General features: G+C 58.8%; 10 protein-coding genes, 2 tRNA genes and 1 pseudogene. 5 read left to right on the forward strand and 8 right to left on the reverse strand.

Going from position 1 to position 15,954, the window contains the following annotated elements; translation table 11 throughout:
* Window positions 1-49 precede the first annotated feature (49 nt).
* Window positions 50-2,545 (reverse strand): ribonuclease R, encoded by a 2,496-nt coding sequence (gene rnr / locus QFZ91_RS07975; protein ID WP_429566876.1) that lies wholly within the window; start codon window positions 2,543-2,545, stop codon window positions 50-52.
* A gap of 422 nt (window positions 2,546-2,967) precedes the next feature.
* Between rnr and QFZ91_RS07980 the strand changes: the two genes are divergently transcribed.
* The 3 genes from QFZ91_RS07980 (at window position 2,968) to QFZ91_RS07990 (ending at window position 4,750) form a co-directional block, all read left to right on the forward strand.
* Window positions 2,968-3,054 (forward strand) — tRNA-Leu (locus QFZ91_RS07980).
* Between the two features lie 227 nt (window positions 3,055-3,281).
* Window positions 3,282-3,368, forward strand: a tRNA-Leu gene (locus QFZ91_RS07985).
* Between the two features lie 155 nt (window positions 3,369-3,523).
* Window positions 3,524-4,750: a tyrosine-type recombinase/integrase gene (locus QFZ91_RS07990; RefSeq protein WP_429566877.1), complete on the forward strand. Its 1,227-nt coding sequence runs from the start codon at window positions 3,524-3,526 to the stop codon at window positions 4,748-4,750.
* A 342-nt stretch (window positions 4,751-5,092) separates the two neighbouring features.
* Here the strand turns inward: QFZ91_RS07990 and QFZ91_RS07995 are convergent, their stop codons facing one another.
* From QFZ91_RS07995 to QFZ91_RS08020, 6 genes are all read right to left on the reverse strand, one after another.
* Window positions 5,093-6,748, reverse strand: coding sequence for a hypothetical protein (locus tag QFZ91_RS07995; protein ID WP_429566878.1), 1,656 nt, complete (start codon window positions 6,746-6,748; stop codon window positions 5,093-5,095).
* 338 nt (window positions 6,749-7,086) lie between these two features.
* Window positions 7,087-8,250: a hypothetical protein gene (locus QFZ91_RS08000; RefSeq protein ID WP_429566879.1), complete on the reverse strand. Its 1,164-nt coding sequence runs from the start codon at window positions 8,248-8,250 to the stop codon at window positions 7,087-7,089.
* On the reverse strand, window positions 8,150-9,622 hold the full coding sequence (locus QFZ91_RS08005) for a hypothetical protein (protein ID WP_429566880.1): 1,473 nt from the start codon (window positions 9,620-9,622) through the stop codon (window positions 8,150-8,152). Before QFZ91_RS08005 ends, QFZ91_RS08000 begins: the two co-directional genes overlap by 101 nt.
* Window positions 9,585-10,388 carry a hypothetical protein gene (locus QFZ91_RS08010; RefSeq protein WP_429566881.1) on the reverse strand — a complete coding sequence of 268 codons (804 nt, stop codon included), beginning with the start codon at window positions 10,386-10,388 and terminating at the stop codon, window positions 9,585-9,587. Before QFZ91_RS08010 ends, QFZ91_RS08005 begins: the two co-directional genes overlap by 38 nt.
* Window positions 10,385-11,281 (reverse strand): hypothetical protein, encoded by an 897-nt coding sequence (locus tag QFZ91_RS08015; RefSeq protein WP_429566882.1) that lies wholly within the window; start codon window positions 11,279-11,281, stop codon window positions 10,385-10,387. Before QFZ91_RS08015 ends, QFZ91_RS08010 begins: the two co-directional genes overlap by 4 nt.
* Window positions 11,282-11,488: 207 nt before the next feature.
* Window positions 11,489-11,842, reverse strand: coding sequence for a hypothetical protein (locus QFZ91_RS08020; protein ID WP_429566883.1), 354 nt, complete (start codon window positions 11,840-11,842; stop codon window positions 11,489-11,491).
* Between the two features lie 429 nt (window positions 11,843-12,271).
* Here QFZ91_RS08020 and QFZ91_RS08025 point away from each other — a divergent pair.
* Window positions 12,272-12,706 (forward strand): annotated as a pseudogene (locus QFZ91_RS08025) (SET domain-containing protein).
* Between the two features lie 343 nt (window positions 12,707-13,049).
* Here the strand turns inward: QFZ91_RS08025 and QFZ91_RS08030 are convergent.
* Window positions 13,050-14,570 (reverse strand): ATP-dependent nuclease, encoded by a 1,521-nt coding sequence (locus QFZ91_RS08030; protein WP_176108751.1) that lies wholly within the window; start codon window positions 14,568-14,570, stop codon window positions 13,050-13,052.
* A gap of 527 nt (window positions 14,571-15,097) precedes the next feature.
* Between QFZ91_RS08030 and QFZ91_RS08035 the strand changes: the two genes are divergently transcribed.
* Window positions 15,098-15,721 (forward strand): TIR domain-containing protein, encoded by a 624-nt coding sequence (locus QFZ91_RS08035; RefSeq protein WP_429566884.1) that lies wholly within the window; start codon window positions 15,098-15,100, stop codon window positions 15,719-15,721.
* Window positions 15,722-15,954 lie beyond the last annotated feature (233 nt).

Below are 15,954 nucleotides of genomic sequence, written 5' to 3' on the forward strand. Positions count from 1 at the left end.
GGCACGCGTTCACGTGCCCGCTGCGCGCGGTCCCGGCGCTGTGAAAGCCTCAGCGCTTCTTGCGTGCCTGCTTCGACGCCGCCTTGCTCGCGACGCCATGCTTCCTCGCCGCGCCGCGCGCGGCGCGCGCTTCCTTGACCGCCACGCTCTGCGCGGGCGCGGCTTTCTTGCGCCGCGGCCCCGGCACCGACGCGGCGCTTTCCGCCGACGGCAACACGCGCACTCGCGGGCCAGCGCCTTCACCCTTGTCCGCCGCCATACCGCGTGGCGCAGGCGGCTTGATCGGCGTATCGCGCACGAGACGGAAGTCGATCTTGCGCGCGTCGAGATCGACGCGGCTCACCTGCACGCGCACACGATCCGACAGCCGATAGCGAATGCCGGTGCGCTCGCCGCGCAGCTCGTTCCTGATCTCGTCGTACTGGAAGTAGTCCGAGCCGAGTTCGGTCACATGCACGAGACCTTCGATGAACAGCGAATCGAGCTGCACGAAGATGCCAAACGACGTGACGCCGTTGACCATGCCGCCATACTCTTCGCCGAGCTTGTCGCGCATGAAATAGCACTTGAGCCACGCTTCGACGTCGCGCGATGCTTCGTCCGCGCGGCGCTCGTTGGCCGAGCAGTGCAGCCCGAGCTCTTCCCAGATCGCCACGTTGTTCGTGCGAGCGCGGGCACCGCGCTTTTCCTCGTCGGCCTGCTGCATCGCGCGGGCGCGCGGCGACAGCGCGGTATTGAGCTCGACGCCGTGCGGCGGCTGCGGCTGATACTTGCGGCCTTGCAGGATCGCGTAGATCGCGCGATGCGTGAGCAGGTCCGGATAGCGACGAATCGGGCTCGTGAAGTGAGCGTAGGCCTCGTAGGCGAGACCGAAGTGGCCGATGTTGTCGGGGCTGTAGACCGCCTGCTGCATCGAGCGCAGCAGCATCGTCTGCAGCATCGAGGCGTCCGGCCGGTCGCGGATCTGCGCCATCAGTGCGGCGTAGTCGCTCGCGTGCGGCGTGTCGCCGCCGCCGAGCGTCAGGCCCATCCCGCGCAGGAACGTGCGCAGGTTCTCGAGCTTTTCCGCGCTCGGGCCCGCATGCACGCGGAACAGGCCCGGGTGTTTGTTGCGCTTCAGGAAATCCGCCGCGCACACGTTCGCGGCCAGCATGCATTCCTCGATCAGCTTGTGCGCGTCGTTGCGCGTGCGCGGCACGATCTGCTCGATCTTGCCCTGCGCGTTGCAGACGATGTACGTCTCCGTCGTATCGAAGTCGATCGCGCCGCGCTTCTGGCGCGCCGTGAACAGCGCCTTGTAGACGCCATACAGATTCTGCAGTTGCGGCAGCAATGCGGCGCGGCGGGTCGCTTCCGGACCCTTGGTGTTTGTCAGCACCGCGGCGACTTCGGTGTACGTGAGCCGCGCGGCCGAATGCATGACGCCCGGATAGAACTGATACGCCTTCACGTCGCCACGCGCGGTGACGATCATGTCGCACACGAGCACGCAGCGGTCGACTTGCGGATTCAGCGAGCACAGTCCGTTCGACAGCTTCTCAGGCAGCATCGGGATCACGCGGCGCGGGAAATACACCGACGTGCTGCGCTCGATCGCGTCGGTGTCGAGCCCGCTTTGCGGCAGCACGTAATGCGACACGTCCGCGATCGCGACGATCAGGCGGAAGCCGTCGCCGCGGCCCACCTTGACCGGCTCGCAATAGACGGCGTCGTCGAAGTCGCGCGCGTCCTCGCCGTCGATCGTGACGAGCGGCACGTCGCGAAGATCGACACGATGGCGGATGTCGGCCGGGCGCACTTCGTCGGGCAGCTTGGCCGCTTCGCCGAGCGCGGCCTCGCTGAATTCGTGCGGCACGCCGTACTTGCGCACCGCGATTTCGATTTCCATGCCGGGGTCGTCGATATCGCCGAGCACTTCGACCACGCGGCCGAGCGGCTGCGAATGACGGCTCGGGAAATCGGTCAGCTCGACCACCACGACCTGGCCGACCTTCGCCTTGCGGGTGTTCTGCGTGATCAGGATGTCGTGGCCGATGCGCTTGTCTTCGGGCGCGACGATCAGCGCGCCGTTCTCGTTGAGCAGACGCCCGATCACGCGCTTGTTCGCGCGGTCCGTGACCTCGACGATGTGCCCTTCGGGCCGCCCACGCCGGTCATAGCCGACGATGCGCGCGAGCACGCGGTCGTTGTGCATGACCTTCTGCATCTCGCCGTTGGGCAGGAACAGGTCGTCCTGGCCGTCGTCGCGAATCAGGAAACCATAGCCGTCGCGATGGCCCTGCACGCGGCCCGCGACGAAGTTCGACGGATGAGTCAGTTGATAGAGATTGCGCTGATCGAGCCGGATCTGGCCGTCGCGCTCCATCGCGCCGAGACGCTTGAAAAATCCTTCGCGCTCCTGGCGCTTGATCGACAGGGCTTCGGCGATGTCGTTCGCGGCAAGCGGCGTTTCACTCGTGCGCAGTACGCCGAGGATTTCTTCGCGGCTTGGAATCGGATACGGAAATTTGCTCAAGGGCTTGTCGATGATTTTTTCTCGTTGCATGGACGTCGGTCGGCGATGTGGTCCGGCCTGGAAGGCGTTTGCTTAATGCGCGCAGTTGCGCTCGGCTGCATCTGTAAGGCGGCTGCGCTGCCTCGGTCATTACACCTGCTGCTTGCTGCTCTTCTGCTCGACTGCTCTACTGCGATTAGCACAGGAAACTGCCTGGGTTCGGCTCGTTCAACGCGAAGCCGACGCGCGTCTGGCTGATCGCATGTCGACACTCGCGTCGCGACACCGGATGTGCATCGTGCCAACGAACTACTGCGAGGCATTCTAACACCCGTGTCGGGCGCCACGCGGGCCTGCGCCGGTGGTTCGGACGCGTCGTGCGCCGGCTCGCCGCGAGGTTCAAACGCGTTCGGCAAATCGCTTGACAGGTCGGAATCGGTCGCTATAATGGCGGTCTTTGCAGTTCATCACCTGCCCAGGTGGCGAAATTGGTAGACGCACTAGGTTCAGGTCCTAGCGGTGGCAACACTGTGGAGGTTCGAGTCCTCTCTTGGGCACCAGATTCGAAAGTAGAGCCGCCTTCTGGCGGCTCTCTTTTTTGTGTAAGGCCTGGCAATCGAAATCGCTGTTCCTATTTCGATTGCCGGATCAGCAGGACGGTGGTTCGGTAGCGGTTGCATCACTTCGCTGCGCGTTCAACCGGGCGAATGAGAAAAGCAAGTTTGTTTGAAGCAGAGATTGACAAACTTAATCATCTTGCTAAAATGGCGGTCTAGCTTGAAGACGTGCCCAGGTGGCGGAATTGGTAGACGCACTAGGTTCAGGTCCTAGCGGTGGCAACACCGTGGAGGTTCGAGTCCTCTCCTGGGCACCAACGGTTGTTCCGGCGTAAGCCGGGGAAGTCCGAGAAACCCCGTAAGATTAAGGTCTTACGGGGTTTTTTGTTTCCGCGGGATGCAGTCAAATTCCGGTGGCATCGGCGATTTTTGCGTATACACTTGCGTATACACGGAATTGAGGTGCCGAGCGATGCCCAAACGCGCCGAACCGAAGTCCGAAGTCGTATTTCGCGTTGCCAAACCGCGCGAGCGCCCTTACCTGCTCTCAGACGGGAACGGGCTTGCCTTACGCATCTGGCCGGACGGAAGCAAAACGTGGCTGCTCCGTTATCGCCGCCCAAGTACCGGGAAGGAGAACTTTCTCAGCCTTGGTCCGTATCCCGAAGTTGCACTCGTCGACGCGCGCAAGTCAGCTGCGATCACGCGTAGTCTCGTGCGTGATGGTACTGATCCGGTCGAGCACCGCAGCGCCGAAGCCGCTGCACGCAAACGCGCCGCTGAAGGGGCGTTCCATCTAGTCGCGGAGAATTGGCTCGCGTTCAAGCGCAAGGAGTGGGCCGACGAGACTTACCGCAAAGCGGAGTTCGTAGTTCGGCAATACCTGATCCCGCCACTACGCAACAAGCCCATTTCGACGCTCGCGACATCGGAAGTCAAACCGGTGTTGGAAGCAATAGCGGAGCATGCCCCCAACCTCGCAACCAAGGCACGCCAATACGTGGGCGGCATCGTGACGTACGCGATCCACTATAGCCTGCGGGAGGACGGTGTTCCGTTGTCGCTGCGCGGCGTCATCCCGCGACACGAGAAAGGCCACATCCCGGCGATTACGAAACCCACGGATATCGTCCCTCTGGTGCAAGCTATCAATACCTATAAGTCGCCGATCACCAGGGCCGCACTGAAACTGACCATGCTCACGGGCTTACGCCCCGGGGTGATCGCAGCCGCACCGTGGGACGAAATTGACCTGAAAGCGGGCGAATGGCATGTTCTGGCCGTGCGGATGAAGATGCGCCACGACCATATTGTGCCCTTACCTAAGCAAGCGGTTACGTTGCTCAGCGACTTGCAGTCGCTCACAGGCCGCGGACACTATGTGTTTCCATCTCCGGCTCGCCAGAAAACGCCGCATTTGCATCGAGACGCGTTAAGCAAGGCTCTGCGCGAGATGGGATTCAAAGGAAAGCACGCAACGCACGGATTCCGGGGCATGCTGCGGACCGTTGGCCGGGAGCGACTCGGCATCGACATCGACGTCCTCGAAGCGCAACTCGCACATGCAAAACGAGGCGACGTACAGAAGGCCTATGACAGAACAACTTTCGACGACGATCGTCGCCGCGTGATGCAAGAGTGGGCGGACTATATCGACGGACTATGCAGAACAACGCCGGCAGGTGGCGCAGTCGATTGACACCGCGGTTCGCACGATATGTCGCTCACGAATGCGCACACCGATGGCCGGCCGCGGATCCCCACTCAATTAACAACCACCCGCCGCAAACCCAAGGCTGGGCCTGATTCGGCTCCCATAGCGCCCGCCGATACCGTCAGCGATACCGTCAGGCCACAACTGCCTTACTGAGCCGGCCGGCGGCTGGTCGGCCAGAGCTGCCACTGGCGGGACCTTCGGCCTACGGCGGCTATGGTCAACTTTGTTGACGCAAGAGCCGCGAGGAGTTTGAACGGTGGCGTTGCTCCAGTTGGAGGACAGTAAGCCACCGAACTTAATGCACTGCCCAACCGGCCAAGGGAACTAGCGATCGCTGCCAGAAGCCAACCAAGCTTCGGCTGTCCCAAGTCCGTAAAGTGGAATGGAGCAAATCTGCGGCAACTGATTTATCCACAATACGGGCACGTCAATGACGAAAAATTCGCCGATAAGGTCCGCAAAGTGCTCGGCTTGAGCGCGGGTTCGAAAGGGCTTGGTTACCGGAACGTCGTCGCAATTGCGCACCTCCCATCCGCGGCGACCCGACTCGACCCGACGTTTGCTATCCCTCACAGACAAGGTTGCCTGGTCAAACGTAAGAGACAGTGTTGTTGCAAGCAAACGCGCAGCGTTGGGAAGCACCTTTCTATAGAGAATCTCCGGCGGACCGTATTTTCCCCAACGGCTTAGCTGCAGATCAGCAGAAGCCCAAGCCAACCCGTCGACCCCCAAACGCTGCGCCCACCAAATCATGAGTTTCATTGACAACAGTGGCCATTCCTTCCGGAACGGAGCCCCGGGCGTAGACGGTCGCCGAGGCTCGGACACCTCACCTCTCGCCTCCGCGTGCAGGTCAGCATGCCAGTCACTTTGAATCTCGTCGAGAAAGAGTACTCGCCGACCTTCCTGAGTGTGACGCACACTGGTCCTGACGTGGACGAGGACATTCCGCGTGCGATAGTGACGTGGTCGATAGGTGTAAGGCCAGTCGTCGAGCTGTAGCAGTACCTCCAGGTAGTCATCGCCGCCCGGAAGGGAATACCGCTCCCACTTCGTTAACGCCTGATCCTTGCCCCATAGAGCGAACGTCTTGTTCATCTGACCTTCGGCGAATGCCATCGCATCCTCGGCGCTTTGGAACCCGGGCACCGGTTGTTCAATGAACTGCCCGTTCTCGTCGAGGACGCTCCACCAGAAGGTGCGTTCGGTTACCAAGTCGCTGTATCGCGTATGCACAACAGACCAGCCGAGCGAGCGATGGCGGAAACGAATGAGATGTCGTGCGTCGACTCCTTCACCGAGAAGACGCCGGCGTCTGTGTTCCCTCTCGGGGATTCTGCGACACTCCTCTTTCCACCCTGACCGAGCAATGAAGCCGAAGCGAGACTCGCAAGCGAACTTCGGGACGACCTGCGACAGGTCTATCATCTGAAGTATTTGAGCCTGCGTCACCATATCCGCGCCGGGTCTGCTGCGCAGAGCCGCGAGCACGCCGGACATCTCGAGTTCTTCTGGCTTGAGGCCTCTCGAGGTGAGAGAACGCAGCGTCGACAACCACTGGTTGACGCTCGCTCGCATCAGGCCCGTCAGCCGGATCAGTCCTGGCAATGACGAGCGTAGCGGCGGCACCCTCAGCTCGACACAGTAGTGGTTGTCGGGGTCACGCGGCCGCCGCGACAGGGCAGCCAAATGTCGATTGACGGTGGATTCGTAGCGTCTGCGAAAACGCTCATATTCCGACGTGCTGTGCTTGCGCAGCCCCGCCATCCACTGCGCAACCGTTTTTCCAGTGAAGCGAAATGCGTCTGAGTCGCTGTCCATGAGAACGACATCGATCAGTGAAGCATAATCCCAACAGGTCGCCGCATTGGGCAAATGCAGCCGCTGACGCCGTTGCAGCTCGTCGAAGCGTCGGATACACAGTCCGAGACGGCCGCCATTGATCAAAGCGATCGACACATGCGGATCGGTTTCGTTCACGTTGCTCGAAGCCTGGTCTGTTTTTATGGCACGGTACGAAATCGATCAACCGTCGAAATCACATCCGCTCTCCCCATCCACCAGAAACGTGCCGTCGAAGACATAGGTGTCTTTCCGCTTGGTAAACGTCGCGATGAAAATCGCTAAGATTTCTTCGAGTTAGTGTCTTGCATCTGCCGTCCGAGTGACTTCCCTGATCCGCCATCGAGAAACTTCAATGGTCTTGCAGAGTCAGCTCCGCTTTCTTCCCGATCTGTTGCGTCCAACCGGACCCACGCCCAGGTCCAACGTAGAGACAAATCACATACAAGCCACGCGATTCCGAAGAAAGCCCGGGATTAGCTACGCAATTCCAGCTTGTAGAAGAAGTTTTCAATGGCGTATCGCGAGCGATTGAACAAGCCGAGGTCGGTTACGCGGTTCTTGATGTACACGTAGTGCCGGCAGTTCTTTTCTTTGCTGATACGATCGATTCCTTGCATCTCCGATGAAAACTGTGTGAGCGACGCCGTCATAGGCTCCTTGAAGCGTGACGCCCCCGGCAATGCCATCGCATCGGACTGGCGCTTTTCCGGCCACGCAGGTGTGACGCGCAGGCCGTCCGTACCGATCTCGATGGTGAACAGGAACTCGACCTTTCCAGTCTGCTCATCGGCCCAGCAAGGCGGATAGTCGCGTCCGCCGCGCGCGTCGAGCCGCGCTTTGAGAAATGCAACCTGACCGCGAAGATCAGCGTTCTCCTTTGTCACGCGGATCACGCCGCCACTGCTAACTTGTGCGCCGATCATTTCTTTTCGCGCCGCTACGAGATCACGGGCAAGCGTCTGCTGCTCGACTGAGGCATAAGACTCCCCCAACTGCTCCTGAAGCTGCTTTTCAATTTCCTTCTTGAGCGTGACGGCGGCCGTGGCTTCGCTGGCGACATCCTTATCGCCAATCTGCTTTTCGAGACTCGCCTTCAACGCGAGCGCGTCGGTCACAGCCTGGCGCGCGTCGTCTCTGACCGCAGCCTTGTCCTGTGCAGCGTCGAGCGTCTTCTTCACTTCGGTCAGCGCGCTCAGCTCCTTGTCCAACTCGTCGACTTGCCTCTTCAGCGCCTCGCGTTCATCGATCAGCTTCGATTCAGCAACGAGAGACGTAATTACGTCGTCGGGCTTCACGCCCGATTTCGAGAGCGCCTCGCTCAAGTTCTTGCGTGCTTCGTCGAAGGCTTTGCGATGCAAGTCGAGTTGCCCGAATCGATCGAGAGAAAGCTGCAGTTTTGCTGCGTGCTCGTCCGCCTGGACGAGCATGTAGCCCAGCAACAGCATCAGAATGAAGGCAAGTGTGAATGCGATCTCGGTCAGCGATAACTGGAAGATCTGATCGGATTTGGCCCGCACGGCAATGTCCCCGGGTTTCTCAGGTGGAAGCCGCGCCGTTGAGCAGCGTGATCTCCGGCGCATGTCCGTTCGCGCGCGCCACGCCCCCCATCGCAATGTGTCGCGCCGGCGCGTCCGCATCTTGCGCCGCCGGGAGCGCCAGCTTCGATATTTGCGCGACGAGATTCTGCACGTCGTGCACGAGATCATCCATCCGCTCTGTCACCGTGAGTATGGCGTCCTCCGCGGCGCCCGTGCATGCTGCCTTGAGCGCTTCTCGCTCCACCTTCCAGTCGCGCGCTGCCAATCCGATGGACTGGTCGACACCTTGAAGCACGGCGGCGACTCGTTCCATGCGCGTTGCATGTTCGGCGAGCATCTGTACGGCGGCCCACGTCGCGCCCTTGTGCTCGCCGACGCTCGCATGCAATGCGGAAAGGGCTTTTTGCGTGGCGTCGAGCGCGGCGATGTGAGTCTTCGACTCGTCCAACATGCTTCGCTGCACGCGCGTCAATTGCCTGAACACGTCGGCGGCGGACTGCGCATCGCCGCTGAGCGACGTCACGGAAGCGTTAAAGCCACGTGTCGATACGAGGGCGATATCAAGCTCGCCCGATACCGCGGCGATTTGTCGCGCGACATTCTCTGCCGCATCTCCGAGCTTCTTCACCGGTTCAGCGAGTCCCTGGGCAAAGTAGTCATCCGGAAATGTCGTGCGTTCGAGACGCGCCTCTACAGCATCTGCGAACTGCATCACTCGGTCCTCTATGCCCTGAATGTTCTGCAGCATACCGAGCGAATAGTTATCGAAGAGACGCGTAAGCCTGCCACTCGACTCCTGTAGGTCTTCTTGCGATCGTGCGAATGCCTTCGTATGCGCGTCGATAAGCCGCTCAAAAAATTCCGCCAGCTTCGTGCCATACGATTTCGATAAGTCTTCGATGCCAGACGCGACGCGGGCGACGGATTGTGTCGTCGTATCGTCCACTTGCCGCTCGAATACACGAAGCTTCTCCAGCACGATCGTCAGTTGGTCTCGAAGCTGATGCGTGGCATCGACGACCTTGTTTTCGGCGAGCTTCATCGCATCGTCCATGTCCAGCCGAAAGCTGACGAGCACAACACGCACGGCAAGTCCGAGCACCGTGCTCGTCATGGCGGCGCCGAGGCGGACAGCGATGGCGGACATCTGCGTGCCAATGTTGGGCAGGTCGAACAGACTGAAGATGATCGACGTGATCGTGAAGATGAAGCCGAGGTAATAGCAACTGTCGGCGAATTTCTCGGGTGTCAGCGCCGGATCGGGGTTGATCACGCCGATCAGAACGTAGATCAGCATGATGGCGATCGGAACTGCGAGCCCGAGGATCCACGGCGAATGCAAATACCAACCCAGCGCAGAAGACGCGAGCTTGACCACAAGCGCAACAGCGAACAAATTTCGCGCGCGCACGGCGGTGAGACGGTCCATCGTATCAGCCCTCCAGAGGTGTGACGGCGACGATGCGCGCACCGGTCGAAGCGAAATAGTCTTCCCAGAACTTCAGGTTGCGGCGCGTTTGCAGGCGCGGTGTGTTGATCAGATAGTTAAGTTCGACGTCGACGCCATTGAGATTCGTGCTCATCTTCCGGCCGTAATCGGATTCATGAAACGACGTGAATTCAGGCGTCCCGCGATACATCGAAAACTCGGGTGTGTTGTGCAGCATGTCAGATACGATAATCAACTTGCGCGGACCCTTGACATCTTCCTTTCTAAATCCGTTGATCGAGGTCATATCGAGCATCTCGAAGATTGGCGAATACTTCGCCGACTTCGTAGTCTGCAACTGATCGGCGAGCATAAGCATCGGATTGCGGAAGCTCGTTTCGAATCGCTTCTTCAGATGTGCCTTGTTCGCCGTAAATTCGCTGGCGTCGTCTCCGTCGCCGGGATTGCACTGGCTGAAAACCGGCTTCGGCGTCGACTTATAGTCTTCGCCGAGCACGAATACCGAAAGCAGGTAGCCCGCGGGCACACGGCGCGCGACGAGCCGGTCCAGCAGTCCTTCGAAGGCTTGCTTCTGCGTGAAGCTGAGCGGATCTGTTCTGTCGACGAGCAACACAATCTGCCCCGCCGGCCCGCTCGCGGGGCAGAACCGCTTGTCCAGTCCAGCGGGACGCAAAAGCACCCAGGCCGCTGCGGCGGCTATTACGCCAATGACAAAGAGCCCGCCGAGCGCGGCCCAAAGATAGCTTCGCCCGCTGGATTCTTCTAGCGCGAACAGATCGTTCTTCATGCGGCAGCCTCCACAGCAGTCGCGCGTGCGGCAGTGACCGATGCACGGAACTGTTCGTCGATTGGCCGGAGGCCGTCCGACTTCTTGACGAAAGCTTTCTGGATCCCCGCCTTGATCGCGGGCTGGGCAGCAAGCAGTTCCTCGACGCGAGCATGCTGCACCGCGCACGTCGCCTGACATTCGGCAATGCGGAAGTCGGGCAGAGGAATGTCCTTGAACTCCGGCAACGGCGGAAAATCAGGCAACGCTGCGATGCCCTTCCAGTGCATGTGTAGTTCCGCCTGAAACAGGCGCAAGAGTGCTTCCTTGCATTGCGTCGCCTCGGCCAGGGCGACGTCGAGTTGATGCTGTGCCAACTTCCGTTCCTCGACGTTTACGTCCTGGTAAAGAACGTTGGCCTTTGCCTCGCTCGCGGCCTTGTCCAGTGCGTCTGTCACGCCGCGTTTGATCTCTTCGATCTTGCGACGCACCGCCGAGAGGCGGGTTTCATATGCGATCTTCGCCGTAAGAAAGTCGCGATCGAGCTTGCCATAGCCGGGATAACGATCGTCCATCCGCAGTCCTTCGAACAGTGCGAAGCTTGCGAAGAACAGGCTGACGCAGACGAGCCCCCATGACTGAATATCGTCGAGACCGAACGGAGTCTGCAACAATGCAACCAATGCTGCCTTCTCGGGAGAGGGCAGATCGGCAATCAGCGCGCCGCGAAGGTGCGCGATCGCGAAGCTTACGCACAACATCGAAAGCAATGCGGCCACCAAGGAAGCAATGCCGACGAGCTTGCGACCGGCCTTACGATGAAACACGTTGCGAATGAGCGTACGACCGAACACAAACGCCACACCCACATTTAGCAATGCCAGCGCCGCGGCCTGAAGAAACCCGCCGATCAAGCCCGTGTCGAGCCCGGTCGCGAAAAATGATGAATTGAGGACGGCCTCGACCGTGACCAGAACGAGAATGAGAACACAGTGCAGCGCTTTCTGGCCGCCCTTTGGATACTTGGCGGCCCGCGTAATGCCATGCTTGTCCCGGAAGCTCTGCAGGTCGGCCTCGGCGCGGCTCGCGCGGTCGCTCAGCAGGTTCAGCGCCGGACGTGCCTAGTCGAGAAGGACGTCGGCTTTAACGGCGAACGTCGTCTCGGATTGCAGTGCGTCTTCCACGAGTGGTGTCACGTCATATGAGGCGAACTGCTCGCCGAGGTAGATTGCCCGGCGTGCAGCGTCTTCGATGCGCACGTGACGGCCCTTATCGACGCGAGCAACAATGGACGCTTCGACGCCGGAACCAAGCATCACGGACGAGCCGGCTTCTGCCAGACGCCGCGCTTCACCGCGCAGGTTCAGTTCCTGCGCGATGCCTTCGACGACGAATTGTTCGATCGCGACAGGCGGTTTTCCGCCGCGACCGGCACCCAGCAGCCGCCGCCACAGGCGTTTCCATAGACGGATCATTGGTGTTTGTTGTCTTTTTTTAGATCGCCCGACGCGAGAGGCCGTCGAACTCCCGTAGTAAGAGCCGAGCTTATCGCAATGTCCCTTTACGACGATGATCGGTTCCGAACACTCGAGCGGAGTTCACTAGGATTTTTGATAACTCGCGCACATTTGTCTTACTCCCCGGCCGTCGCTTCCTGCAAAAACCTGCCGACAGGCGTATGCGTTTGACTAGGCCAAATCGGTCGCTGGTCTCGTAAGGTTTTGGCGGCTGCTATGCGTCTTTTGTGAGCTCGTTTTAGGGGGAAGCCCGAGTTCGACGCCGGGTGACTTTGACTGTTAGTTGCACTTTTGAACAAGACATTGAACGGTAGCGACCGTGGCGATATGCTCGCAACGCCCTAACACTTCACACACAAGAGCGATGCACTTGAAGGAAGCGACACCATGCGATTGCGACGCATCACCGCACGACGTTCTCCCGTCCATGGCATGGGACTGTTCGCGCTACAGCCAATCGCCGCAGGCGTGCCGGTCATCGAGTACGAGGGGGAATTGACCAGCTGGCGGCGCGCCGCCGCCCGCCAACGCTCCGCGGCTGGCCACACGTTCGTGTTCTGTCTGTCTGATGGGCGTGTGATCGACGGCACCCGGGGTGGCAACAGCGCCCGCTTCCTGAATCATGCCTGCTCCCCTAACTGAGAAGCCATCGAGACGGGCGAGCGGGTGTTCATTCACGCACTCGCCGCTATCGCACCCGGGGAGGAACTCTTCATCGACTACGATCTGTCAGTCGATGGCGTGATCACCGACGACATCCGTGCCCAGTACACATGTCATTTCCGTGCATCGGGATGTCGTCTAGCGCACGCCGATGTCTGAGCACGGCCTCCTGGCGGCACAGATGGGCGCCTGATTGCGACCTTTTGGACCATTGCCGATCAGCAGGAGCCCTCCCTCCGCCGTCACGTGTATGGTTCAACGTGAGGGGCGGCTGCCCGGGGCCTCGGGTCTGAAGGAGCGGAGTTCGGCCTGAGCTGACGTTCAGGCATCGCTGTTTGTGAGGCCGCTTCAGTCCCCTTTCCTGTCGTTCGAATCTGCGCGATCGGGAATGTCTCGTTCAATGTGAGCGAATGCGTACTCTCGAACCATTTCGGCCGTCCGACGCAGCCTGTCGCGTGCGGCCGATATGGAAGCACGGCGGTCGGCCACTACCTCATCCCGTTCAGCTGAATAGTCTGCCGCACAATGCTCGTGCCTCATCGTGATTACCTTTGAACCACTCATGTACGAGATATCCCATCAATGCATCATGTGCGCGCTCATGGGACCAAGCCATCTTCTGAGCGATTTGCTCCGCGATGTTGTGAACTGTTTCCTTGCATTTGTCTCGGCGTTTCTTACCTTCTTCCGCGACATGGGCTCGCACAACTTCCAATGGGAGAATCAGATTGGCTGCACCAGTGAAATTTTGAATACCCTGACGATGTTTTCCGACGTCGCTTGCGATGAGGTCACACAATCCATTTTCTGGAGTCCATGGCAAGAACACAACGTGCTGATTTTGATCTTTGTAGAGTTTCTGCGGCACAGTCAGCTCAGGTATGGCAGCGCCGGTCTCAACTACCGGCGGTAGGCAAGCCTCTTTTGAGTCCTCGTCAATCGCAGCCATTCTTCTCGTAAGCGCTGGGACGAAAGACTTGCTTCGATCCAAAAACCTTAGCACTTCCTTGTAACCACCAATAACCGCCGTCTGCACAGTTGGCAGGCTTTTGTTTCCGTTTTCCTCAATGGAAGCAAGATGGCGCTTCCACAGTTCATCTACACACTGCTTCGCAGATATGTCCTCTACAAAAATCAACCTGTCCGGAGCATTTTCCTCGTCGAGCGCAAGATGTTGCAACGCGTAGGTCGGGTAGACGTTGCGGTGAATCGTAACTTCACCCGCATCGTTCTCGAGATAGATGATATTCTTTCGGCCTACACTTTTGATCAGGCTTGAAGAGTGTGTCGACACAAGGACCGTACACGGCGCCTCCTTAGCCAAGGTCTCGATCTGCTGAAATAATCTGATTTGGGCCGCCGGGTGGAGCGCCATCTCAAATTCGTCGACAATGTACAGGCCACCGTTTTTCATGGCCAGCAATTTTTGTCCGAGACGCATGACACACAGTTCGCCCAAACTGAAAGTCTTCTCGGAATACCACGATTTCTTTTTGTCTGCAGGCAAAGACTTATCGACAAGGTGAGCAACTAAGCCACGGCCTCGCAGGTTAATTTTGTGCAGATTGTCAAACTTGTCAGTGTCAAAAACTGCGTTCATAAATCTGCGAAGTTGCTCATCAGCAGGCAGCTTTCTGACTCCTTTCAGTTCTTCTTGCGTTGGTTCTACGCGGGATGCGTCTGCTTTAAGAAAAAGAACCTCTGAGAATGCGTTTTGCACTAGCTTCGAGTTCGAACGTGGTGTTGCCGACCATCGCATTCGGTTATAGCGGTAAGAAACAGACTTATTGTTGATGTCATATGCGATTGTTGTATCAGCGATGCCATCAATTCCAGTCGAGGCCTTCCCCCCCGGCAGCCCAAGTTGGTACGCGTTCGAGGCCCCCATGCGGTGTAACACAGTCAGTAGCGAGGTCTTGCCGCACCCATTCGCCCCTGTAATGACGAATGCACCTTTCGAAGGCACATCGAAGACAAGGTTTTTAATCGACTTCAACTTCGTTATAGTGACTTTCACCGCCATAGCAATATCCCCGTCGCGTGCTCTTATTAGCATCAATTTGTGAGTGGAGGATTGTAGCGCAGGTATACGGCGGCCAGAGTCCCCTTTCGCATCGATGTTGAGGGAAACTGGCAGGCCGATGTGGGTCCATGCGCACGGGAATCCCATACGCGAACGTCGGTTACCTGAGCATCAATTGCCATTGGGATGTCAGACTGGGATAAGCAGTCGGTGGCCGAACCTGGCCGAGGCCGTGTGGAAACGTAAAAGTACTCGGTTTTCGGGTGTCGCTTTACCCTTCCCAACGCACCGCCAAGCCAACACAGCGCGATCTGGAGGGTCGCCTTTTTCGAACTCCGCGTTGAGCCTGCGTTTTCACACGGCCTCGACCGGTCAATGCCATATGCAAAAAGCATGGATTGCAAGAATTTTCCACGGTAACGCTAGCCAGATACGGGTATTACTAGAAGAAGTCGAAACGTCATAGTCGTGCCAAGGCGGTTGAATAGTCGGTAACATGCGATGACTAAACCAACACGAGGCCGGAAATGGATGACGTTAAAGCTGCAATGGCGAAGCTTGCTGGGGTGCGCAAGGTGGTTACTGGACTGCTGACCGAGCGAGTTGTAAGCCATCCAAGACAGCCCGGCATGCCGCGCACGCAGTTCGCCCCTACGGCAGTTGGCCACTACTTCAACCAGACTGCCAACATCATCGAGCGCCTGAGAGAACTGCTGGCGGACCTCTACGGTGACTTCCAGCAGATAGCCGTAGAGCCAACGCTTCAGGTGTATGTGAGCGGGCAGACGCAGTACGTATACGGCCGTGAACAGATCGAACAGCTTGGGCGCGACATCGACCAAGTGTTTGAGATTAGGTCGAACAGTGAGCTATCGCAGCCTGCGGCGGCGCAGCCCGCCGCTGAACCAAAGCGCGTTTTCATATCGCACGGTCGCGCAAACGACTGGCGCGAGGTGCAGGCATACATCGAGAAGGACATCGGCCTCGCTACGCTTGAGCTAGCGCAAGAGCCGAGCGCCGGGCAGACAATCATCGAGAAACTGGAGCGCAACGCGTCTTCATGCGATAGCGCTGTGATCGTGATGACTGGTGACGACATGGATGACGCTGGCAAGGCGCGTGTGCGCGAGAACGCGTCATGCACGAGATAGGCTTTTTTCCAAGCTAAGTACGGTAGGTCTCGCGTTTGTGTTCTGCATGAAGAGGGCGTCACCATCCCCACGAACCTATCTGGTGTGGTCTATGTTCCATTCCCAAGTGGAAACGTCGGTGCGGCATTTGGCGTGTTGATACGCGAGTTGAAGGCCAGCTACAAGGTGTGTTGAACACTTTCCTCACTAGCTGCACAACGCACAAAAAACGATGCCTCATCCGTTATCCGTTG

The organism is Paraburkholderia sp. JPY419 (genome assembly GCF_050435705.1).
Taxonomy (GTDB): Bacteria; Pseudomonadota; Gammaproteobacteria; order Burkholderiales; family Burkholderiaceae; genus Paraburkholderia; species Paraburkholderia youngii.